Here is a 21,583-nt window from a genome sequence, read left to right as displayed (position 1 = left end):
CTCTCGCGGTTGGACTTAACATGCAGAGCTCATACAATTTTTGGCTGGTCGGAATCTCGTTCGTCGTGGCGACGCTGGCGTCGTACACGGCGCTCGATTTGACGGGCCGCATCTTCCTGCTGGCATCGACTGGTCTGCGGCACGCGTGGCGTCTCGGCGGCGCCGCCGCGCTCGGTGTCGGCATCTGGTCGATGCACTTCATCGCCATGCTCGCGTTCTCGCTGCCGATTCCGCTCGGCTACGATTTCGCGACCACGGCTTATTCGCTCGGACTCGCGATCGGCGTGTCGTATCTGGCGCTGTTCGTGACGACTCATGCGCGGCTCACGCCGCTTCGACTCGTGGCCGGCGGCGTACTGATGGGCATCGGCATTGCCGGCATGCACTACACCGGCATGGCGGCGATGCAAATGGAGCCGGGCATCCACTATCAGCCGGCCTGGTTCGCCGGCTCGCTGGCGATTGCGATCGGCGCCTCGACCGCCGCGCTATGGATGGCGCGCGCACTCAGTAACGACGGCGAACGCCACGTTTTGCGCAAACGTTTCATTGCGGCACTGGTGATGGGCATCGCGATCAGCGGCATGCACTACGCCGGCATGGCGGCCGCCGAGTTCCCGCCCGGCGCCGTGTGCGGCGCGGCCAAGGGCGTGAACGCCGCATGGCTCGCGACTTCGGTGATCCTGTTCACGTTTGCGATTCTGATCGTCACGCTGATACTGTCGCGCTTCGACGCGCGCACCAGCTTTCTGGTCGGCGCGGTCTCCAAGCTGAACGGTCAGATCGTGCGGCTCGCCACGCTCGACACGCTGACGGGCCTGCCCAACCGCAGCACGCTCACCGAACGCATCGACCGCGCCATTCATAGCGCGCGCCGGCAGCGTTCGCTGTTCGCCATCCTGTTCATGGATCTCGACGGCTTCAAGACCATCAACGATTCACTCGGCCACTCGGCCGGCGACAAAGTGCTGTCCGCGTTCGCCCAGCGTCTTCTGCTATGTGTGCGCACGAGCGACACCGTCGCGCGTCTCGGCGGCGACGAGTTCGTCGTGCTGTCCGAGAACCTGACGTCACGGGAAGACGCCGGCACGATGGCCGAAGGCGTGCTCGAACGGATGCGCCAGGGCATATGGACCGATTCGCAGCCGCTGCAGGTGATGCCGAGCATCGGCATCGCGCTCTTTCCCTACGACGGCGATACCGTCGACACGCTGCTCAAGCATGCCGACGCGGCCATGTACGAAGCCAAGCGCGCGGGCCGCAGCACCTATCGCTTCTTTGAACAAAGCATGAACGAAGCCGCGACGCGCACGCTGCAAATTCAAAGCGCGCTGCACGAAGCGCTCACCGCCGGCCATTTCTCGCTGCACTTCCAGCCGAAGTTCCACGGCAGCGGCGACTCGCTGGCGGGTGCCGAAGCGTTGATCCGCCTGAATCATCCGCAACTCGGCGCACTCGCGCCGCTCGAGTTCATTCCGATTGCCGAGCGTTCGGGCCAGATCGTGCAGATCGGCTACTGGGTGCTGCGCGAGACGTGCCGGCAGATTCGCAATTGGGTCGAGCAGGGCCTGCCGTCGATGAAAGTGGCGATCAATCTGTCGCCGCGTCAACTGTCGCAACCGGACCTCGTCGCGACCATGCTCGAGATCGTGCAAGCCGAAGGCGTGCAATGCGCGCAGATCATGTTCGAAATCACCGAAACCGTCGCCATGCAGGACGCGCAGAAAACCATCGAGATGATCCGCGCGTTCCAGGCAAGCGGCTTTGAAATCGCCATCGATGATTTCGGCACCGGCTATTCGAGCCTCGCCTATCTGCAACGCTTTCGCGTCAAGCAGCTGAAGATCGACCGCTTCTTCACCAACGGGCTCGACGAGCACGGAGCGGAAGGCAGCGCGATCGTTTCCGCGATCATTGCGCTCGCCCACTCGCTGGAAATGGACGTGGTGGCCGAAGGCGTCGAAACCGAATCGCAGCTCGACATGCTCAAGTCAATGATGTGCGACGAGATGCAAGGCTTCCTGCTGGGCAAGCCGCTCACCGCCGAGGACTTCGGCGAGCTGCTGCGGACCAGAATGGTGGCCGCATGAACATCCTGATCTGTTTGAAATGTGTATACCGTTGCGACGCCGTTCGCCCATCATGGCGCGCCCGCTGCGTCGCCTCGTTTTATCTATAAGCAGGAACAAACAGATTGGCTGCTGGAGACTTCATGAAAATTGACGTAGCGACGTTCCAAACGGTGTGGCTGATCACGTTCCTGTGCAGCGCCCTCATCACGACAGCGCTTTCGCGTATGTTTGTGCAGGTCAACGCCTTCCGTTTCTGGGCCGTCGGTTTTTATCTGCTTGCCAGCGCCACGGCATGCTTCACGTTGCACAAGATCTGGCCCAGCGATCTGCTGTTGCTGGCCACCGCGACGCTGGCGTTGCAAAGCCGCATTCTGATCTGGACGGGCACGCGCGATCTGTTCGGCGCATCGGCGCCGTGGCGCGCCGGCCTCGTCGTCACTGCCGTGTTCTGCGTGCTGTATGGGAGCGTGCTGGCATGGAATGCGCCGCTGGCGGTCCGCGCCAGCCTGCTGGCGCTGTTTTTCGCGCCATGCCGCGCGGCGACGCTGTATGAAGTGTGCCGGCGGCGCCGTCCGCAACTTGGGGTGGCTCGTACGCTGGTGGCGGTGGGTAGCGGCATCGCGACGCTCAATGCCATCGTGCCGCTCGTGCTGGTGTTGCTCGACCGCTCCAACATGACACTGCTGTACGGCAATCCTCGCACTACCTCGGCGCTTTATGCGGTCGTGTTTGCAGGCGATCTGCTGCTGACCATCGGCCTGATCGTGCTGGCCTTGCACCATCTGATCGTCGAACGCGACATGCTCGCCACGCTCGACCGCGGCGCGCTGGAGCGTCTCGCCGAGTCACGGGAAATGCGCGGACTGCACGAATCACGCACGCCGCTCGGCGGCGTACTCGGCCACGACACGTCAACGCAACGCCAGTCGCTGCCGGGGCCGGTTTGACGCGCCGCTTAGTCGCTTAGTCGCTTTGCCGGTCAGCCGGCCTTGCGCGCCTCGCGGGCGGAATCGGCCACCGACACGAGAATCGGCGTCGCCGCCTGCGCGGCTTCACGCTTGGTAAGCTTGCCGTCCACCGAGGCGCCGCAATCCATCCGCAACTGCTGGTAGTAAATGTTGCCGGTCACGTGCGCATTGCTCTGCAACTCGACGAAATGATCGGCGATCACGTCGCCGACGATCCGGCCGTTGACCACCACGTCATAGCCATGCACGTTGCCCTCGATCGAGCCGCGGTCACTCAATACCAGCAGCGTCTGGGTGCCGGGTTCGCCGCTGACGTTGCCCTTCACGTGGCCGTCCATGCGCAGACCGTCGCTGAATACGAGGTCGCCCGTGATCCGCACATCGTGTGCGATGAGGGTGGCGAGCTTGGTCTGCTGGATGCCCGCGTGTTTTTTCTTGCTGAACATGAGTATTTCCTGGAAATGAAAATGTTCGTCGCGTGATGCTTGGCGGGCGACGAGCCGGGAGGTTGGTTGCTGGGTTGACGTATTAGCCGCGCGGCGCCCCCGCCTGTGCCGGCGGCTTCGTCTTGCTTTGGCCGCGCAGGAACTGCAATTCGGCATTCAAGCGGGCGACGTCGGCAGCGGCGCCGTCGGCGGTTTTCTGCACCGCGGCGCGCGCCGCGGATTCCTGCGCCAGCGCAAGCCGCGCACGGGCAAGTTCCGCCTGCTCGCTGCCTGCATCGACGGGCGCCGCGTTGCATTGTTCGGCCGGTGTAGCGGCGCGTTGCGCGTGCCACGTCGCGACGGACGCCGCGCCACCCGCCGCACTGAGCACGCACACGATCGCCCACATGGCCACGCGCAGACCGAGCGGCCGCGTGGGCTGCAACGTATAGGCGCGGTGAGTCAAACCGCCCGCATCGCGGGAAAAACGTCGTTCAGCCATGGGGCGTGGGCGCGAAGAGCGCGAGGTAGGCAGCCGGGTCGACCGGCGCGCCGTTGACCAGCACTTCGAAATGCAGATGCGGGCCGGTGGAGCGGCCGGTCGAGCCGACGTCGGCGACATACTGGCGCGGTAGCACCAGATCGCCGACGTGCACGACGATGCGCGACGCGTGGCCGTAGCGGGTCACGAGGCCGTTGCCATGGTCGATTTCGACCGCGTTGCCATATCCCGATTTTTCGCCGGCGAAGATCACCCGGCCGCCCGCTGCCGCAAGAATCGGCGTACCCGTTTTGGCGACCAGGTCGATACCAGGATGAAAACTCAAACGATGCGTGAACGGATCGGTGCGATTGCCGAACGACGAGCCGAAGCGCGCGCCGTCGGCGGGCATGCGGCCGGGAAAAGCGGCGTACGCGATCGCGTGGTCGGCGGTTTGTTGCTCGAGCGCGGAGAGCGTCGCGGCGATGCAATCCAGTTGCTGCCGGGTGCGCGCGGCATCGGCATGACTGGCCGGTTGCGGCATGACGTCCGTACAGCGGCGCGGCGGCAGTGAGGGTCCACCCTCGCCTTCGCTGTCGGTAGCGGACGTGTCCGGTTCAGAGGCAGAGCCTGGGGCGGCCGGTACGACCGGTGCGCGCGGCGCCGGTCGCGGTGTATTCAGACGTTGCTCGAAATCGCGCAACGCGCCGACCTGCATCGTCAGACGCGCGATGCGCGGTTCGATCTGCGCCACGGATGCATTCAACTTGCCGAGTTGATCGATTGCGTACTCGTGCTCGACACGGTTCGCCGTCTGATCGCCAGCGCCGCCGTGCGCCGGCCAATGCACTCCGATCGCGATGCCCGCGGCGAGCGCCAGCGCCGCTGCGCCGAACGCCGTAGCCACCGCGATGGTCAGCGCGGTGCGGCGTGTGACGAAGCTGACCGAGCCGCTGGAAAGCTGACTGCCGGCGCGAAACACGGAGAACATCAACGGCTCCCGGCGCGTGCCGTACGGCCCGCGCAAGGCTGCGTACGGGCGGCACAACGCACGTTCATCGTGTGCGGCTTGTTGAACGTGTTGAACGTGTTGAACGTGTTGAACGTGTTGAACGTGTTGAACGTGTTGAACGTGCTGAACGTGCTGAACGTGCCAAAGCGGGAGAGAAAATCGGCGGACAAGGCTAACGGCATGCGACATTCGCCGGACAACATGCCGGCGGCGATAATAGACAAAGGGCGCCGATTATCGCCTGGCATCACGAACCATCATCTCAAATACAGATGGCCGCAAGCGAATCCGCACTCAAGCCGCCTATGCCGCCACGTGCGTTTCTGTCCGATCAAGCCCCACCAGTTCCCTGAGCCGCGCGACCAGTGCATCGCCTGCACGCGTCATCGGCATACGCAACTCGTCGCGTATCAGGCCTTGCGCGGCGAGGAGAGCCTTCACCGGCGCCGGATTCGGTTCGGCGAACAGCGCCTGGATCAGCGGCGCGAGCTCATGAAAAATACGCCGTCCTTCGTCGAGCTGGCCCGCTGACAGCGCACGATACAGCGCGACGAACCGTTCCGGCCGCAGATGCGCCGAGGCCGCGATCGCCCCGCTCCCACCCAGACACAAGGTGTTGAAAATGTTGATGTCTTCGCCGGTCAGCACCTGCAAGCGTCCATCGCGAATCAGCGCGAGCGTGGTATCGAGCGAACCGGCGCAATCCTTCACCGCCTGAATCCGCGGATGCGCGGCGAGCGTCAGCAGCGTGTCGAGTTCGAGCCGCACCCCCGTTCTATAAGGAATGTCGTACAGCACGACGGGCTTGTCGCTCGCATCGGCAAGCGCCATGAAATGCCCGACGATGCCCGCTTGCGAAGGCCGGATGTAATACGGCGCGGCCATCAGCACACCGGCGATCGGCAGTGCGTTCAGTTGCTCGATACGCTCCTTCATGCTCGCCGTGTGATTGCCCGACACGCCAACCAGCACCGGCAGCGCTGGTGCGTCTGCACTGTGGGTGCTGTGAGCGCTGTGAGCGGCGGCTCGCGCTTCGTCGAGAATCGTCGCGAGCACGGCGTCCTGTTCGGCGTCGTCGAGCGCGGCCGGTTCGCCGGTGGTGCCGAGCGCGACCAGCCCGGCGATGCCCGCTTCGGCATAGCGGCGCACCAGCGCGCGCAACGCGGCGTGATCCACTTCGCCATCGGCGAACGGTGTGATGAGCGGAACCCAGATACCCGAAAAAATAGACATGTCTTTACCTCGATGACGACCGTATCGATTCCGATCAGCGGTGCGAGGGAGGAAAAACAGGGAATGCCGCAGGCGGGCGTTGACCGGCTGTTCCGTCGCAACATCTGACGGAACAGCAGCTCCGGTCAGATGAGCGGCTGTTTTTTGGCTTTGGCGCTAACGCTCGGGAAATCCGCGCGTGCGACCACGACGCTCGCAAACGCGAGACGGGCGATGGTTGACGAACGGAGTCGAAGCGTTTGGCCGGGATGCATGAAACGCAGTGTAACCGCGTCCGGGGCGAGTTTGCAAAGCAGGTTGGCAAACGGGCCTACCGAGGGTTTGCCAAACCCGGTTTGCCAAACTCGCAAAATTGCTTGACTTCTGCGACAGGGAAACTAATATACGCACCGCGTACATAGCCGGTACGCAGCCCTTTCCCGACAGGTGCCCGCATGAGCGTCCCACAACAAGCTTTCCTGCGCGACGCGATGCGTCGCATGAACATGACCCGCGAAACGTTCGCAAGCCGCATTGGCGTGTCACGCCGCGCGCTCGACACATGGCTCTTGCCGGACGATTCGCAGGAATCGCGGGCCATGCCGGAGATCGTGGAGCGATTCGTGTCGGAAATCGTGGTGCATGGCGAGCCGGGTGAAAACTATACGCAAAGCGTAGACTCACAGTCGCTGGCGAGCCAGATGCTGTTCGAGGGCAAGCCGCAGTTGCTGTCGGTCGATCAGTTCTCGCGCGACTCGGTCGAGGCGCTGTTTCGCGTCGCCGACATCATGCAGCCGATCGCGCGGCGCCGGAAAATCTCCCGCGTGCTCGAAGGCGCCGTGCTCGGCAATCTGTTTTTCGAGGCCAGCACGCGGACCCGCGTGAGCTTCGGCGCAGCTTTCTGCCGGCTCGGCGGTTCGGTGTGCGACACCACCGGCTTCACGTTTTCGTCGATGGCCAAGGGCGAATCGATCTACGACACCAGCCGCGTGATGAGCGGCTATGTGGATGCGCTGGTGATCCGCCATCCGGAGCAAGGCTCGGTGGCCGAATTCGCGCGCGCCACCAACGTGCCGGTGATCAACGGCGGCGATGGCCCGGGCGAGCATCCGAGCCAGGCGCTGCTCGACCTGTACACGATCCAGCGCGAGTTCTCGCGGCTGGGCAAGATCGTCGACGGTGCGCATATTGCGCTGGTCGGCGACCTGAAATATGGCCGCACGGTGCACTCGCTGGTCAAGCTGCTGGCGCTGTATCGCGGCATCAAGTTCACGCTGATCTCGCCGCCCATGCTCGAAATGCCGAGCTACATCATCGAGCAGATTTCGCGCAACGATCATGTGATCGAGCAAACCCACGATCTGCCCGCCGGGCTGCGCGGCGCCGACGTGGTGTACGCCACGCGCATCCAGAAAGAGCGCTTCACCGACGAATCTTTCGAAGGCTATACGCCGGACTTCCAGATCAATCAGGCGCTGATGGACAGCGTGTGCGGTCCCGACACGCTGATCATGCACCCGTTGCCGCGCGACAGCCGGCCTGGCGCGAACGATCTGAGCGTCGATCTGAATCACGATTCGCGTCTAGCGATTTTCCGCCAGACCGATAACGGCATCCCGGTGCGGATGGCGATTTTCGCGGTGCTGCTGGGCGTCGAAAAGCTGGTTCAGCATTCGATGCGCGACGCCGCATGGCGCCCGCCGGTTTATCTCGGTCCGGACGACGCGGTGTTTCACGGCATCGATTGATCAGGATTCGAGATTGAAAAGACGGCCTTGCGGATCGCCCGCAAGGCCGTTTCTGCATGCGCAATTTATATCTTCAGTACCCACGCGATTAAATCCGGACTAGACTGAATTCGTTAGTTCCCCCCTCAACCGCAACATCAACAGTGTCAGTCGCCTTTAAAGAAGTCGCTTATTGCAGTGCGTCACGGATCGATTCGATCCCGGATTCACCCACATACGAACAGGACGACTCATCATGGCTGACACGAGTTATATGGCGCGCAAATCCGTCGCGGATATTGTTGCGAGCGCGGAAGGCGGTGAGAACCATCTGTCGAAGTCGCTGGGCCCGTTCAGCATTACGGCGATGGGTATCGGCGCAATCATCGGCGCCGGCATCTTTGTCCTGACCGGCACGGCCGCAGCCCACTATGCGGGCCCGAGCATCATTCTTTCGTTTGTTCTCGGCGGGATTGCCTGCGCCTTTGTCGGACTCTGCTACTCCGAGCTGGCTGCCATGCTGCCTGTCTGCGGCAGCAGTTATACCTACACCTATGCCACGCTCGGCGAATTATTCGCGTGGATCATCGGCTGGGATCTGATCCTCGAATATGCGATGGGCGCGGCAACCGTTGCGGTCGGCTGGTCGGGCTATATCGTGAGTCTGCTGCACAACGTCGGGATAAACATTCCACCCACCATGGCGGCTGCGCCCGGCACCACGGTCACGCTCGCCGATGGCAGCACGGTGGCCGGTGTCGTCAATTTGCCGGCGGTCTTCATTATCGCCGTGCTGACCACCCTGCTCGTGCTCGGCACCAAGGAGTCCGCGCGGCTCAATAACATCATGGTGGCGGTCAAGCTGACCGTGGTATTGGCGTTTATCGTCATCGGCGCCTTCTTCGTGCATCCGGCCAACTGGCATCCGTTCATTCCGCAGAATACCGGCGAATTCGGCAACTTCGGCGCGAGCGGCATTCTGCGCGGATCGGCCGTCGTCTTCTTCGCTTTCATCGGTTTCGATGCGGTGTCCACCGCAGCCCAGGAGGCACGCAAGCCGCAGATCGACATGCCGATCGGCATTCTGGGCTCGCTGATAGTCTGCACGCTGCTCTACATTGCGGTCGCCGGCGTGCTGACCGGACTCGTGCCGTATGCCGAGCTCAACGTCCCGGATCCGATCGCGAAAGGTGTCGATGCGATCGGCGTCACCTGGTTTTCCGTGCTCATCAAGATCGGTGCGCTGACCGGCTTGACGACGGTGATACTCGTGCTGCTGTATGGCCAGAGCCGTATCTTCTTCACGATGTCGCAAGATGGCCTGCTGCCGCACCTGTTCGCGCGCGTCCACCCGCGCCTGCAAACACCCCATCTGAGTCAGATGATGATCGGCGCCATCGTCGCCGTTGTGGCGGCGTTCACACCGATCAACGTGTTGGGCGAGATGGTCAGCATCGGCACCCTGTTCGCATTCATTCTCGTGTGCGGCGCCGTGATCTATCTGCGCCGCAGCGACGCGGGAGCCGCGAGGCCGTTCCGCGCGCCGGGCGTGCCGGTGATCCCGATCCTCGGGATTCTGTTTTGCCTGCTGCTGATGGCAGGACTGCCACTCGTCACGTGGTTACGGCTCTTCGTCTGGCTCGTGATCGGGCTCATTGTTTACGGGATCTACGGTCGCAATCATTCGCGGCTTCGCTATCCGGAGCGGGCACCCGACTGATATCACAGACGATGCGGTATTTCACGGTATCGATGGACGACTGATCGACTGATTGACCGATCACGATCTGCCCATATAAAGCGGCCTTGCTGAAAACCAGCAAGGCCGCTTTTTTCCGCCATCGCTCGAACGCCCGTCACGGGCGCTTCGTCACCCCGTCATCCATGACTTCTGCTGGATTGTCCGCAGCGCGTAAGACACGCAAAGTGGCATCGCCGTCCATCGCGTCCGCGCACGCCGGCACTCTCCCACAGCAGGACATTCATCATGACTTCGCGACGCTATCTAACTCGAGCCTGCCGCGCTGCACGCTCAGCAATCGGCCACCGCAACGAACCGGGGAGCTGAAATGGGCATCGACCATTTTTCCAATCGGCTCCGGCTGCGCGCCGCACGTGGCAATGCCCTTCCTGATGGCGCATCGCCAGGCGCACTGCTGGCGCAATTGCGCGACGAATGCGAGGCGATGGCGCGCTACGCGTTGCATCACGGCCTACCCGTCGCGCCTGAAACCATCGCGCTACTGAGCGCGCTGATCGACTGCACCGCGCCTGAAAACCCGCCACCCGGCACTGCCGGCGACGCGCCTCGTTACGCCGCCACCTCGCAGCACTCGCTTGCATCGATTCACCGAAAACTCGCCGCGCTCATCGCGCCGGCCACACCGCAAGCCGTCACGCTGCTCGATGCGCAGCACCGTCTCGGCCGCCCGTTCGCGTGGCTCGGTCCAGTGCCGCTGATCAGGCTGTTGACGGTCGCGGCGATTGCGTTTCTGATCGCCGTGGTTGCAACGGGGCTTTCTCCCGACGTCTCCGCGGACAACGTCGAGCGTGGCTTCCTCGATTCACACGGTACGCAGCTGTTGTGGAACGCGCTGTTCCTGCTCTTTTGCGCGGGACTCGGTGCATCGTTCGCGACGCTGTTTCAGGCCCATCGTTATATCGCCGCTTCGACGTATGACCCGAAGTACGACGCATCCTACGGCGCGCGCCTGATTCTCGGGCTCATTGCCGGGTTGATCCTCGTCGAGATGCTGCCGTCGCGCCTCTTTGATCAGGGCAGCATGCACAGCTTCGGCAAGCCCGCCCTCTCGATGCTCGGCGGCTTCTCGGCAACGGCCGTACACCGACTGCTGCAAAGACTCGTCGACACGCTCGACACACTCGTGCGCGGCGATCGCTCGTCCGACGCGGATGCCGCCCAGCAAACACGCCGCGCCCAGGCCGTGAGCGAACGCACGCAATGGCAGAGCGAGATCGCCGCGAGCCTGCTCGAGCTTCAGCAGTCGCTCGATCGTCCGGATGCCGGCGACACCGTACGCCAACGCCTCGCGGATCTCACCCGCGCGATGCTCGCAGGCGAGCCGGCCCGGCTGTCCGTTACCCCCATTCCAAACGACCCGGAGTGACACGATGCTCTTCCTCTACAACATGCCCGCCGCCTTGATGGGTGCGCTGATCGTCGGCGCGACGCTCGCCGCGGCCCTGGGCGGCTATCTGCTGTTTCGCCGCTGCTTCCCGGTTCAACTCGATGCCGAACAGCGCGGCATGACAGTGGCGATGATGTCCGCGGTGACCACCATCAATTCGCTGCTGGTCGCGTTCGCCGCCATCACGGTCTGGGGCACCTACGACGCCGCGGCGGGCACGGTCTCGTCCGAGGCCGCGTGCGCCACCGAACTCGCCCACGATCTCGCGTCGTTCGGCAAGCCGGATGCGCTCACCGCGAGGAGCGAACTGATCATCTATATCGAGCATGTCGTTCGCGACGAATGGCCGCAAATGCAGCAGTACGCCCGCGCGGATGCCGGAACCCAGGCCGCGTTCGACAAGATGTTCGCGACGACCAACCGGATCGTGCCGTCGAACGATCGCGAGCGGGCACTCCTGACCGAAGTACTCGCCCGCGTAAATGAAATGACCAAGCTTCGCGAGCATCGGCTGCAGGCACTCGATGTCGCCATGCCGGTAACGCTGTGGGGTGTCATGCTGATCGCGAGCGCCCTCTCGCTGGTGCTGCTCTACGTGTTGCCCGTGACGCGCTTTCATCTTGGGCTCGTGACCATCTGGGCAACGACGCTCGGGCTCGCGTTCTTTTTCGTGCTGGCCGTCGACCGGCCGTTCGCCGGCGAAGTCAGCGTGAGTCCAGCGCCCATGCAGCACGCCATCGACACCCTTGCCGCTGAAGACGCCGGACATCAGATTGCACCGGCCTAGCCGGTCTTGCATCAGGCCCGTGCGCCGGGCCGGATGCAAGCGTGGCATTTACTCATGCGTGACGCATACGAGCGTCTGGCCGTGCACGTTTTCAGGTGTCACGTGACGTGCAAGCCAGAGCGCCGCCTCCGTGCGATTGCTGACGCCGATCTGCCGAAAAAGTGCGTACAGGTGGTTCTTGATGGTCCCCTCCGCGACGTTGAGCACCCGGCAGATCTGCTTGTTCGACTTCCCTTCGGCAAGCAGACGCAACACCTCACGCTGCCTCGGCGTCAGGCGCTCGAATGCCCGATCACTGGACTGCGCCTGGGCCGGCCCCAGCTCGGCGCCCAGGCCATAAGTGGGCGGAACATAGATCGCACCCGAGGCGACGCGGCAGAGCGCATCGGCGAATTCGTCCGCGCTCGCATGACGCTCGACGATGCCCGAGGCGCCCGCCATTAGCGCATCCGCGATCGCCTGGCGACACACCGTGCGCACCACGAATAGCCACGGCACCGTCCCCAGGGCGTCCTGCAGCACCTTCGGCCAGCCCATCCGCGCCGCTCGCTCGTCCCATTCGAGGGTGACCGCGCCGACCGTTCCCGGCGGCAGGCCTTCCCGGATACGGTAAATGTCTTCGGGACGCTGGGCCGACCACACCTGGCAACTGCTGTCCCGTCTCCATAAGACATCGGCTACCCCTGCCACAAATAGCGGCGGACTATCGATCATCAGAACGTTCATTTAAGCGTATCCCCTCGGTAGCGAGACGCTCGGGTTCACGTTATTTGCGTCTCTTCGGCTCGCTTTTACCGCTCTTTTGAAAATGGCGCACTAGACCTGTTGATCCGTGAAAAACGTTCTAATACAAAAGGCACTCCATTTCTTTCAGAATTAATATGTCGCCCACCCTTGCCGTCATGCATGACGGATGGCCTCTCCAAAGATTTCTCCAATTTATGTAATTTGAATAGAGACAGTGTATTCGCACTGTCACAAATTCACCATGGAGGTCTGTATGGATGCCAATTTCATCGGCTCTGTCATTAATGCCTTACCAATGGACCAAATGATCGCCGGTCCATTGAAAGCAATGATTTCAGCGCAAACCCAGGCGGCGAAAAGTTATGCCGATTTTCTGATGCAGGTATGCATTCAAAACGGCAAGGCAGTCGCCGTGCAGTTCGACTACGACGAAACACTGGTCGACGAGAGCGGCGTATCGAAAGGCGTGGTGCAGAAGACCATGCGTATTCCGCTGCTGGCCGCAATCGTTCATCCCATCATCGCGATCGAAGAAGGCACGATCGACTTCGAGATGGAAATCACGCAGTCGGAAAAGTCGTCGGAGTCCACGGATGCGAGCGGCGAATTCCAGGCGAAGTTTGGCTGGGGTCCGGTCAGCGTAAGCATCTCGGGACGTGTCTCGCACAAATCGGAGCAAACCCGCAGCACCGATACGCGCGCCAAATATTCGATCCACACGCAGATCAAGCGGCAGCCGCCGCCGGAAGCGTTGATGCGTGTGATCGACTTCCTGACGGACGCCGCCACCAAACCGGTCGTGACCGAAGACAAGGCGAAAGACGTCAAGCCGCTGCCGACCACGCCGACAGACGGCAAGCTGGTCGGCGAAACCACGCAAGCGAGCACGCAAGCGAGCACGCAGGCGAGCGGCCAGCAGCCTGTCCATCAGTAAGCACAGCGGCCACTGACGGCGGGCGGACACCATGTTCAACTTCTTCAAGCGGCGCCGCGGCGTGCCGGGTTCACACGGCACGCCGGCCGAAGGCGTGCCGCACGACGACGTCTCACAGCGCACGGCCTCGCAGGACGCTAGCGATAGCAAACCGGCCGCTGGGCACGAAACGCGCGAGCCGCCGGTGGCCGCGCAAGCCGCGCCGCCCGCCTCGGCGGCGGCAGGCGACGCCGACATGGCGAACGGCACTGGCGGGAACGTGCCGCCCGGCGCTCCACCGTCAGGCGGTGCGCCACCGTCGAGCGCGAGCGATCCACCGCCACCGCCGCGCGGTCTCGCGCTCGACGACATCACGCGCGGCATGCAACACGCGGCGGCCGCCGCGAACCAGTTGCTCTCGCTTCAGTACACCACCGTGCTCGACCAGTTCTTCGACCAGGACGAGAACGGCCTGCTCACACCGCGTGCTGTCGAGGTCGCGCTCGATGCAGAGCACACGATGCCGGTGCCGCTGGTCGCGCTGGCGACGCCACGCGGACTCGCGCTCGACAGGATGGTGGTGCATCTGACGGTGCGCGCGGACTTCACCGAAACGCTACCGGCAGGCGGATTGGCGGGCGGCGATCAACGCGGCCGTTTCTTCGTGACGCTCGCGCCGCCGTCCGCACGCCCGAACGCCCAAGGTGAGCAAGCGCAGCGCGACAGCCAGCACATCGACATCGAAATGCAGTTTGCGGCGCTCGCCCCGCCCGAAGCGATCATGCGCGTGATCGACGAATACACCCACCGCCTCGTACCGCGCGCACGGCACGACGACGAGGAGAAACGCCATGCCTGAGCAACCCACGTGCACCGGCACGCAAGGTATCGACCTGATCAAACAGTTCGAGGGGTTACGCCTGAACCGCTATCTCGACGCCGTCGGCAAACCGACTATCGGCTATGGGCATCTGATTCTGCCGCACGAAAGCTTCAACCGCCCGCTCTCGGAGTCCGAGGCGCTGGCGCTTCTGAGGCGCGACTTGCGCAGCGCCGAACTCGCGCTGCGCAAGCTGGTACGCGTCGCGATCACGCAGCAGCAATTCGATGCCTTGATGTCGTTCGTCTTCAACCTCGGCGCGGGGCGGCTGCGTTCTTCAACGCTGCTGCGCTATCTGAATGCGGGCGCAAGCAATCATGCCGCCGACCAGTTCCTCGTCTGGAACAAAGCGGGCGGCAAACCGCTCGCGGGGCTGACGCGCCGCCGCCAGGCCGAACGCAAGCTCTTTCTTTCCTAGTGCCATGACAGGAGGCTTCCCGATGATTTCAAACCATCACGACCGGACGGGTCGCGGGCTTAACACGCGTGTTGTCTGTGCAATCGCAGCCGCCGCCATCGTCCTCTATTCCATCGCTGATTCGCATGCCCAACAGTCTTCGCCTTCACTCACCTGCGCGGCTGAAGTCGTGCGCATCAGCCAGGCCTTGCAGATCGCGCACCAACCTGCGCTATGCGAACGCTGCGGCGAGCGGCTTGTGCGCACGCTCGACAGTCTTTACCGGCTCGGCGTGTTGCCCACCTTCTACGCATCCGCGGACAGCGCCAACTGGGACGACCCGCAGCGCCGGCCCGCGATGATGAGCGGTCGCAGTCTCGCCGGCATTCCGGACGGCGCCGACCTGCTGGCCGACATCGACAGTGGCTTCGGGCCGCGCGGCATCCACAGGTTGCGCTACACGCCGTCGAACCGGCCGGTGGCTATCACTACGGCCGACCGCAGCGTCTCGATACCGCTGGTGCCGTGCACACCCGGCGGCGCGCCCTGACAACCTGGCAATGCACGGCGGGTACGGCCCAGGCCATCCGTCCTATGTCGCCGTACCAGTCTTCCGCCCTATTCATGCGAACACGCCGCGCATCTACTCTGCAAGGGTAGTGAAACACAAGCAACGCATGCCTGAAACGTAGACCCGAACACTCATCGAGTACGCACCCAACAGGAGTAATGGCATGAATTCGGCAGCTATCCATAATGATTCGTTATCCAAACTTGGTAAGCAGAAACACAGATCCTGGCACGACGTCCTGCGCGCGCGGTTCGGCGCAGTGGTGCTGATCGTCGCGACCGTCTCGTGTGCACACGCCGCGGACCTCGCGCCGCTGCCCACGCTCGGCGCGGATCTGCAACACACGTCCGTCTCCGGACTCTCGTCCGGCGCTTTCATGGCGGCCCAGTTCGACGTTGCCTGGTCGAGCCGTCTGATCGGCGCGGGCATCGTGGCCGGTGGCGCGTTCGATTGCGCCGGGGAGTCGGCCTTTATCGCGCCTTCCGTGGCGGCGGTCACGCTGTGCATGCAGCCGGCAGGCGCGGCGCCGACTGCGGAAGGCGCATGGCATGCCGCGCAACGCTTTGCGAAAGCCGGCCAAATCGACGACCCGGCCAATCTTCGCGAGCAACGCATTTACCTCTTCAGCGGCGCGAAGGATACCGTCGTCGCGACCCGCGTGGTCGATCAGGCCGAGCGTTTCTATGAACTGGCTCAAGTGCCGGCAGCCGGCATCAAGTATCAACGCCATCCCGACGCCGGCCATGCACTGATCACGAACCGCCCGGAAGACTCACCCTGCGATGCGAACCAGAGCCCGTACATCAACAACTGCGGCTTCGAGCAATCGCACGAGATGCTGCGCTGGATCTATGCCAGACCCAATGCGCCGTTGAATGCACCCGCGACGCAGGCAAGCGGCCAGTTGCGGAGCTTCGATCAGCGCGAGTTCGATCGCGACCGCGGTGCTTCGCTCGCCGACGTGGCCTACGTGTACGTGCCGGCCGATTGTCTGCATGCGGCGTGCGCCGTCCATGTCGCGTTTCACGGCTGTGTGCAGAACGCCGATGCCGTCGGCCAACGATTCGTGCGCGGCGCCGGCTACAACGAGATCGCCGACACCAACCGCCTGATCGTGCTCTACCCGCAGGCTGCGAAATCGGCCGTCAATCCGCTCGGCTGCTGGGACTTCTGGGGCTACACGAGTCCGGACCCGGACCATCCCAACTTCAATACCCGCGAGGCGCCGCAAATGGCCGCCGTCATGAAGATGATCGAGCGCTTGGGCGGCGCACGTCAGTGAACGCGGTGATTGTCATCGCTCATCGAAACCGAAACCGAAACCGAAACCGAACCGATTAAGGATCCGTCATGCTCTCGACCCTCATCACGCAGTGGGAAAACGCCAATCTCGCCGCCTTCCAGTTATTTAGCAAGCTCGTGGCGCAGTCGGCCAATCCGGCGGGACTGCCGGGCGCCACGACGGATGTCCGCGCGTGGCGCGCCTTCGTACGCACCGCCCTGCAGAGCACCCAGCAGTACACGAGCGCAACGCAATCGGCATTCGACGCCGGCTGGCGCGAGCAGCGCGACCGTCTCGCACTGCCGGGCGCGGCCGCCGCGATCAAGGAGCTGGCCGCCATCAATGCCGACCTCGCGACGCGCATCGCCCAGGGTCACGTGCAGCACACCGGCGCGCTCACCGATGCGGCCGCCCAGTATCTCGACGACCTGTCCCGCAGCCGCAACGCCACGGACGCCGCGATGGCCTTCGGCCGGTTCGCGAACGACATGCAGGCGCAGAGCCGGGCGCAAGCGCTGCATACGTCGTCGGTCGCCGGCAGCGTGTCTCCCGCCATCACGCAATGGGTCGAGAAGCATCTTTCGGACGACGACACGGAGCCGGCGAAATGAACGTCAATCTTCGCTTCGTCAACCGCTCGAATGACTGCGGCAACAGCGAAGTCGTGCTGTTCCAGCGCAACGTGATTCCCGATTTCGACGAGCTCGCCATCGCATGGAAGGTGATTCGCTTCTGCGGCCGCGATTGCATCCATCCGTTCGTTTATTCGACGGAGATCGAGATCGCACTCGGCGACGAGCACGGCAACTACTCGCCGCGCATGACCGCGCAGCACGGCGAACGTTTCGTGATCGGGGTTCATCCGACCGGCCGCGCCCGGCTCACCGCCGAACCGGCACGGGCAAGCGGCGCCGACGGCGGTCCGGAAATCCAGGTCGCCAACCGGATGCCGCGCGGCGCGGTCAATGTCAACGCCTTCAACGCCGGCAAGCTGATTGCCGCCAAGCAGGCGGTGGCGCCGGCGCAGAAGGCCGTGTTCCGCTTCACGCCGGCACTGTGGATCGGCGTGGCCTCGCAGATCGAGGAAGGACGCGCGCTCAGTTCGGCGGTGCTGTCGAGTGACAACACGATGCTGCCCCTCGCCGGCATTGCCGCGGGCGACATCGTGATGACAGGCGGCGGCAGCGGCGTCGACGCACAGCCCTTCGCTTTCGCGTTCGAAAACGTCGTGCATCTCTAGCGTCGCATCTCTCGCGTTTTTAGCGCCTCGAGCCGGCACGACGCCCGCATCCGGCGTCTCACCTCTTCTTTCGTTTGACGGCCCGTCCAACCGGCAGGCCGGTGGCAAGGTGCGCGGCAAACCGATTGCCGTATTTCAACCTCAAGGAGCAGGCAAGTGGATATTCAACTGAACTTCGTCAACCGTTCGAACGACGCTAACAATTCGAACATCGTGATCTTCCAGAAAAACGTCGCGACGGATTTCGACGAACTGGCGATCGCGTGGAAAGTGATCCGCAACTGCGGCCAGGGCGACAATCATCCGTTCAAGTTTCCGATGACGATGAGCGTCAGCGCGAGCGACAGCTACGGCAACTACATGCCGCAGCAAACCGCGACCAACGGACAGGTCTTCCAGATCGTCCGTTCGACCTCGGGCGACGTGCTCACGCTCGGCACGGACCCGGGCAACAGCTCGGAAGTCCAGGTCCGTAACGATCTGCCGAACGGCGCCACGAACGCGACCATTTACAAGGACGGCAGCCCGCTTGCGACCAAAACATCGATCGCGCCGGGGCAAAAGGCCGTGTTCCAGTTCAAGCCGACTCTGTGGATCGGTGTCGCGTCGCAGATCGAACAGGGCGCGTTGCTGAATTCCGCCGTCATCTCCGACATCAACACGGAGCTGTCGCTGCTCGGCATTGCCAGCGCCGACATCGTGATGACGGGCGGCGGTCCCGGCCCGCGCTCGTTGCCGTTCACCTTCCGGCTCGAACACGTCGTGATGGCGTAGCGGACACGCGTTCGGCGTCGGAGGATTCGCCATTCGACGCCGCTTCACTCCACAAGGAAAAGGTTCGCCATGGACATCAAACTCAACTTCATCAACCTCTCCAACGACGTCAACAACAGTCAGATCGTGATCTTTCAGAAAAACGTCTCGACGGATTTCGACGAGCTCGCAGTCGCGTGGAAGGTCATCAGCAACTGCGGGCGCGGAGACAATCACCCGTTCGTCTTTCCGCTGCTCACCACGGTTACCGCCAGCGACTCGGACGGTAACTACATGCCGCAAAAAGTCGCGCAGAACGGCCAGATGTTCAGCGTAAGCCGCGCGGCATCCGGCAACGTGCTCGCTATCGCCGGCGCGTCGTCGAGCTCGCGCGAGATCCAGTTGCGCAACGATCTGCGCACGGGCGCCATCAGCGCCGGCGTGTTCAAGGACAACCGGCTGCTCGCGAAGAAGACCGGCATCGTGCCTGGGCAGAAGGCCGTGTTCGAGTTCAAGCCGACGCTCTGGATCGGCACCGCCTCGCAGATCGAACAAGGCAAGGTGATGAATTCCGCCGTGATCTCCGACATCAACACCGAGTTGTCGCTGCTCGGCATTGCACGCTGCGACATCGTGATGACGGGCGGTGGCGGCGGGACCACCGCGGTGCCGTATCAATTCAAGCTGGCGAATATCGTAATGGGCTGAACGGATGCATCTTCTGCAATACGACCGGCCCGCATGACGCGGACCGGCGCATTTCTCACAGCTTCGCCAGCCGGACCGCTCAGCGAGGACCGCAGTTAAGCCGCTACGCGTTCAACTCCACGCTTGCGGCGACCTGGCGTCCACCACCGTGCATTGCAAACCCGACATACGGCCGGCGGCGTCGATGGCCGCTTCCAGCTCGGCAAACGGATACGACTTCAACTCGATCGCGTCGAGCGGAATCTGCCCGGACGCGACGAGCGAAACCAGCGCGAGATAGTCGGCGCGCGTGTACATGAAGTGGCCGATCAATTCCCAGTTGTTCAGCAGCATCTCCCTGTAGCTAATCGGCAAATCCACTTGCATGCTGCCCATCAGCACGAGCCGTCCGCCGCGACGCAGGCTGCGTAGTGCGGCGAGGGTCGCGTTCGCGTCGGTGGCCTGCCCGACCATGTCGTATGCGAGGTCCGCGCCGCCACCGGTAGCCGCACGAATCGCCGCTATGTCTTGCGCGGCATCGCCACTCAGCACGACGGGCACCACACGCCCACGGCCTTTCTCGACCAGCGCCTGCAGCGGTTCAAGGCGCCGGCCGAGCGCGACCACCTTGCTCGCGCCGAGCGCCAGCGCCGCAAGCACGGCCGCCGAGCCGAAGTAACCGCTTGCGCCGTTGACCACCACTGTTTCGCCCGCTGACAGACGGCCGCGTCGCAAACCACCGAAGGGCACCGAGAATTTGCCCAGCACCGCGAGACGTGCGGCATCGACCTCGTCCAGACCGTCCAGCGCGATTAGCGTCGAGGCCGGGAATTCAGCCAGTTCGCGCAAGGTGCCGTGTGGAAACTCAGCCAGCAACGCCCCGCTGTCGGCGCTAATGGCGGTGAGCCCTAACAGCGCTTGCGCCGGCTCGCGCACCGTTTCGTCGGCGATCCAGTACGGATTCACGGCAACGCGTTGACCGGCGCGAAATGCCACCACCCCCTCGCCAACCGCGACGACCCGGCCAACCCCATTGGTGCCGGGCGAAAACGGTGTCGGCGGATACGCGTAGGGCAACTTCCCTTCGACGTATTCACGCGTGTAGCTGAGCAAGGGCACCGCCTCCATCCGCACCAGCACGGCGTTACGGCGCGGTTGCGGTTGGCTCACGTCGCGCAAGGCCAGCGGCTTGCCGGGTTCGTCGAGCATCCAGGCTTTCATGTTGAGCTTCCTTCAGTTCGTTTCGGTGCTTGAACTGTAGAGGCACGGTACGTATTCTAGAAATCAATTACTCATATGCGACCTATCAACATGGTTGATCTCCGCGGCATCGACCTGAATCTGCTGGTTTCGCTCGACGCGCTGCTCGCCGAGTCGAACGTCACACGTGCAGCCGAGCGGTTGCATCTGACGCAACCGGCCGTCTCCACGCAGCTTGCGCGCTTGCGGCAGATCTTCGGCGATCCGCTGCTGCTGCCCGCTGAAACCGGCCGCGGCATGACGCGCACGGCCCGGGCGCTGGAGTTGATGGAGCCGCTTCATGCCGCGTTGAAGAATCTCGAAGCGGTGGTGCGCCACCAGTCCGTCTTCGATCCCCAAACCGATACGCGGCGCTTCGTGATTGCCGCGCACGACAACGCCACCGCCGTGCTCGGCATGCGCCTGATGGAGCGCTTGCCGGCGTCGGCAGGGCCAGGCGTGCGCGTGGCGTTCGTGATCGGCGATCAGCCCACCGCCGCGTCGCGGCTCGAAAGCGGCGAGATCGACCTGCTGCTCGGTTCCGACCGGATGATTCCGCCGTCGATCAAGGTCCGCAAGCTGTACGACGAACATTTCGTGTTCGTGCAGCGCAAGGGCCACCCGCGCGGCGACGCCCCACTCGATCTCGACACCTACTGCGCGCTCGATCACGTGCTGGTGTCGACCAGCGGCGGCAGTTTTCACGGCTTCATGGACGAGCATCTCGACGAACTCGGCCGTGAACGGCGCGTTGCATTGTCGCTCCAGCACTTCGCGCTGGTGCCGGAGCTGCTGTCCAAAACCGACTACGTTTCGACGCTGCCATCGCGCTTCGCGGCACGCTACCTCGACCGGCTCGACACCTTTGCGCTGCCGTTCGAGGCGCGCGGCTTCACGTTGTACGCGGGCTGGCATCCGCGCAATCAGGCCGATCCGGCGCTCGTGTGGCTGCGCGAGATGCTGGCCGAGTTGGCCGCACAGTAGGAAATCGGGCGGACAGGATCCGCTTTGGACCAGAAGACAGAGACGCGTCACGCGCTA

23 protein-coding genes are annotated in these 21,583 nt (G+C 63.5%); 16 read left to right on the top strand and 7 right to left on the bottom strand.

The genetic code is table 11. The features are described from left to right. Positions 1 to 20: 20 nt before the first annotated feature. On the top strand, positions 21 to 2,090 hold the full coding sequence (locus KHO33_RS30480; protein ID WP_200566585.1) for a putative bifunctional diguanylate cyclase/phosphodiesterase: 2,070 nt from the start codon (positions 21 to 23) through the stop codon (positions 2,088 to 2,090). Positions 2,091 to 2,212: 122 nt separating this feature from the next. After that, a complete protein-coding gene (locus KHO33_RS30475; protein ID WP_200566586.1) occupies positions 2,213 to 3,019 on the top strand; it encodes a hypothetical protein in 807 nt (268 codons plus the stop codon). 32 nt (positions 3,020 to 3,051) lie between these two features. On the opposite strand, the gene KHO33_RS30470 is transcribed toward KHO33_RS30475, so the two are convergent. From KHO33_RS30470 to dapA, 5 genes are all read right to left on the bottom strand, one after another. Further along, positions 3,052 to 3,486, bottom strand: coding sequence for a bactofilin family protein (locus KHO33_RS30470; protein WP_054038843.1), 435 nt, complete (start codon positions 3,484 to 3,486; stop codon positions 3,052 to 3,054). Between the two features lie 82 nt (positions 3,487 to 3,568). Continuing rightward, positions 3,569 to 3,967 carry a hypothetical protein gene (locus tag KHO33_RS30465; RefSeq protein WP_200566587.1) on the bottom strand — a complete coding sequence of 133 codons (399 nt, stop codon included), beginning with the start codon at positions 3,965 to 3,967 and terminating at the stop codon, positions 3,569 to 3,571. After that, a complete protein-coding gene (locus KHO33_RS30460; protein WP_200566588.1) occupies positions 3,960 to 4,937 on the bottom strand; it encodes a M23 family metallopeptidase in 978 nt (325 codons plus the stop codon). Before KHO33_RS30460 ends, KHO33_RS30465 begins: the two co-directional genes overlap by 8 nt. Further along, complete coding sequence (locus KHO33_RS30455; protein ID WP_200566589.1) at positions 4,937 to 5,140, bottom strand: hypothetical protein; 204 nt, start codon at positions 5,138 to 5,140, stop codon at positions 4,937 to 4,939. Before KHO33_RS30455 ends, KHO33_RS30460 begins: the two co-directional genes overlap by 1 nt. Positions 5,141 to 5,261: 121 nt before the next feature. After that, a complete protein-coding gene (gene dapA, locus KHO33_RS30450; RefSeq protein ID WP_200566590.1) occupies positions 5,262 to 6,191 on the bottom strand; it encodes a 4-hydroxy-tetrahydrodipicolinate synthase in 930 nt (309 codons plus the stop codon). Between the two features lie 434 nt (positions 6,192 to 6,625). On the opposite strand from dapA, the gene KHO33_RS30445 reads away from it, so the two are divergent. The 4 genes from KHO33_RS30445 to KHO33_RS30430 all read left to right on the top strand — a co-directional run bounded on the left by KHO33_RS30445 (position 6,626) and on the right by KHO33_RS30430 (position 11,833). Beyond that, complete coding sequence (locus KHO33_RS30445) at positions 6,626 to 7,918, top strand: aspartate carbamoyltransferase (protein WP_054038849.1); 1,293 nt, start codon at positions 6,626 to 6,628, stop codon at positions 7,916 to 7,918. 235 nt (positions 7,919 to 8,153) lie between these two features. Continuing rightward, the gene (locus KHO33_RS30440) at positions 8,154 to 9,617 is read left to right on the top strand and encodes an amino acid permease (RefSeq protein ID WP_200566591.1); all 1,464 of its coding nucleotides are present in this window, start codon (positions 8,154 to 8,156) and stop codon (positions 9,615 to 9,617) included. A 349-nt stretch (positions 9,618 to 9,966) separates the two neighbouring features. After that, a complete protein-coding gene (locus KHO33_RS30435) occupies positions 9,967 to 11,025 on the top strand; it encodes a hypothetical protein (RefSeq protein ID WP_234480703.1) in 1,059 nt (352 codons plus the stop codon). Positions 11,026 to 11,029: 4 nt separating this feature from the next. After that, complete coding sequence (locus KHO33_RS30430) at positions 11,030 to 11,833, top strand: bestrophin-like domain (RefSeq protein WP_054038852.1); 804 nt, start codon at positions 11,030 to 11,032, stop codon at positions 11,831 to 11,833. A 48-nt stretch (positions 11,834 to 11,881) separates the two neighbouring features. On the opposite strand, the gene KHO33_RS30425 is transcribed toward KHO33_RS30430, so the two are convergent. Then, on the bottom strand, positions 11,882 to 12,559 hold the full coding sequence (locus tag KHO33_RS30425; protein WP_054038854.1) for a response regulator transcription factor: 678 nt from the start codon (positions 12,557 to 12,559) through the stop codon (positions 11,882 to 11,884). A 274-nt stretch (positions 12,560 to 12,833) separates the two neighbouring features. Here KHO33_RS30425 and KHO33_RS30420 point away from each other — a divergent pair, with 274 nt between their 5' ends. The 9 genes from KHO33_RS30420 (at position 12,834) to KHO33_RS30380 (ending at position 19,324) form a co-directional block, all read left to right on the top strand. Further along, positions 12,834 to 13,514, top strand: coding sequence for a DUF2589 domain-containing protein (locus tag KHO33_RS30420; protein WP_328822814.1), 681 nt, complete (start codon positions 12,834 to 12,836; stop codon positions 13,512 to 13,514). 31 nt (positions 13,515 to 13,545) lie between these two features. Continuing rightward, positions 13,546 to 14,352: a DUF2589 domain-containing protein gene (locus KHO33_RS30415; protein WP_234480705.1), complete on the top strand. Its 807-nt coding sequence runs from the start codon at positions 13,546 to 13,548 to the stop codon at positions 14,350 to 14,352. Then, positions 14,345 to 14,791, top strand: coding sequence for a lysozyme (locus KHO33_RS30410; RefSeq protein WP_200566593.1), 447 nt, complete (start codon positions 14,345 to 14,347; stop codon positions 14,789 to 14,791). Before KHO33_RS30415 ends, KHO33_RS30410 begins: the two co-directional genes overlap by 8 nt. 22 nt (positions 14,792 to 14,813) lie before the next feature. After that, positions 14,814 to 15,320, top strand: a complete 507-nt coding sequence (locus KHO33_RS30405) for a hypothetical protein (protein WP_200566594.1) — start codon at positions 14,814 to 14,816, stop codon at positions 15,318 to 15,320. A 184-nt stretch (positions 15,321 to 15,504) separates the two neighbouring features. Then, positions 15,505 to 16,623 carry an extracellular catalytic domain type 2 short-chain-length polyhydroxyalkanoate depolymerase gene (locus tag KHO33_RS30400; RefSeq protein ID WP_200566595.1) on the top strand — a complete coding sequence of 373 codons (1,119 nt, stop codon included), beginning with the start codon at positions 15,505 to 15,507 and terminating at the stop codon, positions 16,621 to 16,623. A 68-nt stretch (positions 16,624 to 16,691) separates the two neighbouring features. After that, positions 16,692 to 17,234 (top strand): hypothetical protein, encoded by a 543-nt coding sequence (locus KHO33_RS30395; protein WP_054038922.1) that lies wholly within the window; start codon positions 16,692 to 16,694, stop codon positions 17,232 to 17,234. Continuing rightward, positions 17,231 to 17,863 carry a hypothetical protein gene (locus KHO33_RS30390; RefSeq protein WP_200566596.1) on the top strand — a complete coding sequence of 211 codons (633 nt, stop codon included), beginning with the start codon at positions 17,231 to 17,233 and terminating at the stop codon, positions 17,861 to 17,863. The genes KHO33_RS30395 and KHO33_RS30390 overlap by 4 nt, the downstream gene beginning before the upstream one ends. A 156-nt stretch (positions 17,864 to 18,019) precedes the next feature. After that, positions 18,020 to 18,637: a hypothetical protein gene (locus KHO33_RS30385; RefSeq protein ID WP_200566597.1), complete on the top strand. Its 618-nt coding sequence runs from the start codon at positions 18,020 to 18,022 to the stop codon at positions 18,635 to 18,637. A 69-nt stretch (positions 18,638 to 18,706) separates the two neighbouring features. Then, on the top strand, positions 18,707 to 19,324 hold the full coding sequence (locus KHO33_RS30380) for a hypothetical protein (RefSeq protein WP_054038865.1): 618 nt from the start codon (positions 18,707 to 18,709) through the stop codon (positions 19,322 to 19,324). A 111-nt stretch (positions 19,325 to 19,435) separates the two neighbouring features. On the opposite strand, the gene KHO33_RS30375 is transcribed toward KHO33_RS30380, so the two are convergent. Continuing rightward, on the bottom strand, positions 19,436 to 20,524 hold the full coding sequence (locus KHO33_RS30375) for a zinc-binding dehydrogenase (protein WP_200566598.1): 1,089 nt from the start codon (positions 20,522 to 20,524) through the stop codon (positions 19,436 to 19,438). 90 nt (positions 20,525 to 20,614) lie between these two features. On the opposite strand from KHO33_RS30375, the gene KHO33_RS30370 reads away from it, so the two are divergent. Then, on the top strand, positions 20,615 to 21,526 hold the full coding sequence (locus KHO33_RS30370; RefSeq protein WP_200566599.1) for a LysR family transcriptional regulator: 912 nt from the start codon (positions 20,615 to 20,617) through the stop codon (positions 21,524 to 21,526). Positions 21,527 to 21,583 lie beyond the last annotated feature (57 nt).

It is taken from the genome of Paraburkholderia nemoris (genome assembly GCF_905221015.1).
Lineage (GTDB): Bacteria > Pseudomonadota > Gammaproteobacteria > Burkholderiales > Burkholderiaceae > Paraburkholderia > Paraburkholderia nemoris.
Note: the sequence above shows the minus strand (reverse complement) of the source record. Positions and strands in the feature narration are given on the sequence as shown.

Excerpts from the sequence above, each read along its gene's own strand:
- KHO33_RS30480 (WP_200566585.1), top strand. The coding sequence starts at position 21 with ATGCAGAGCTCATACAATTTTTGGCTGGTCGGAATCTCGTTCGTCGTG.
- KHO33_RS30475 (WP_200566586.1), top strand. The coding sequence starts at position 2,213 with ATGAAAATTGACGTAGCGACGTTCCAAACGGTGTGGCTGATCACGTTC.
- KHO33_RS30470 (WP_054038843.1), bottom strand. The coding sequence starts at position 3,486 with ATGTTCAGCAAGAAAAAACACGCGGGCATCCAGCAGACCAAGCTCGCC.
- KHO33_RS30465 (WP_200566587.1), bottom strand. The coding sequence starts at position 3,967 with ATGGCTGAACGACGTTTTTCCCGCGATGCGGGCGGTTTGACTCACCGC.
- KHO33_RS30460 (WP_200566588.1), bottom strand. The coding sequence starts at position 4,937 with ATGTTCTCCGTGTTTCGCGCCGGCAGTCAGCTTTCCAGCGGCTCGGTC.
- KHO33_RS30455 (WP_200566589.1), bottom strand. The coding sequence starts at position 5,140 with ATGCCGTTAGCCTTGTCCGCCGATTTTCTCTCCCGCTTTGGCACGTTC.
- dapA (WP_200566590.1), bottom strand. The coding sequence starts at position 6,191 with ATGTCTATTTTTTCGGGTATCTGGGTTCCGCTCATCACACCGTTCGCC.
- KHO33_RS30445 (WP_054038849.1), top strand. The coding sequence starts at position 6,626 with ATGAGCGTCCCACAACAAGCTTTCCTGCGCGACGCGATGCGTCGCATG.
- KHO33_RS30440 (WP_200566591.1), top strand. The coding sequence starts at position 8,154 with ATGGCTGACACGAGTTATATGGCGCGCAAATCCGTCGCGGATATTGTT.
- KHO33_RS30435 (WP_234480703.1), top strand. The coding sequence starts at position 9,967 with ATGGGCATCGACCATTTTTCCAATCGGCTCCGGCTGCGCGCCGCACGT.
- KHO33_RS30430 (WP_054038852.1), top strand. The coding sequence starts at position 11,030 with ATGCTCTTCCTCTACAACATGCCCGCCGCCTTGATGGGTGCGCTGATC.
- KHO33_RS30425 (WP_054038854.1), bottom strand. The coding sequence starts at position 12,559 with ATGAACGTTCTGATGATCGATAGTCCGCCGCTATTTGTGGCAGGGGTA.
- KHO33_RS30420 (WP_328822814.1), top strand. The coding sequence starts at position 12,834 with ATGGATGCCAATTTCATCGGCTCTGTCATTAATGCCTTACCAATGGAC.
- KHO33_RS30415 (WP_234480705.1), top strand. The coding sequence starts at position 13,546 with ATGTTCAACTTCTTCAAGCGGCGCCGCGGCGTGCCGGGTTCACACGGC.
- KHO33_RS30410 (WP_200566593.1), top strand. The coding sequence starts at position 14,345 with ATGCCTGAGCAACCCACGTGCACCGGCACGCAAGGTATCGACCTGATC.
- KHO33_RS30405 (WP_200566594.1), top strand. The coding sequence starts at position 14,814 with ATGATTTCAAACCATCACGACCGGACGGGTCGCGGGCTTAACACGCGT.
- KHO33_RS30400 (WP_200566595.1), top strand. The coding sequence starts at position 15,505 with ATGAATTCGGCAGCTATCCATAATGATTCGTTATCCAAACTTGGTAAG.
- KHO33_RS30395 (WP_054038922.1), top strand. The coding sequence starts at position 16,692 with ATGCTCTCGACCCTCATCACGCAGTGGGAAAACGCCAATCTCGCCGCC.
- KHO33_RS30390 (WP_200566596.1), top strand. The coding sequence starts at position 17,231 with ATGAACGTCAATCTTCGCTTCGTCAACCGCTCGAATGACTGCGGCAAC.
- KHO33_RS30380 (WP_054038865.1), top strand. The coding sequence starts at position 18,707 with ATGGACATCAAACTCAACTTCATCAACCTCTCCAACGACGTCAACAAC.
- KHO33_RS30375 (WP_200566598.1), bottom strand. The coding sequence starts at position 20,524 with ATGAAAGCCTGGATGCTCGACGAACCCGGCAAGCCGCTGGCCTTGCGC.
- KHO33_RS30370 (WP_200566599.1), top strand. The coding sequence starts at position 20,615 with ATGGTTGATCTCCGCGGCATCGACCTGAATCTGCTGGTTTCGCTCGAC.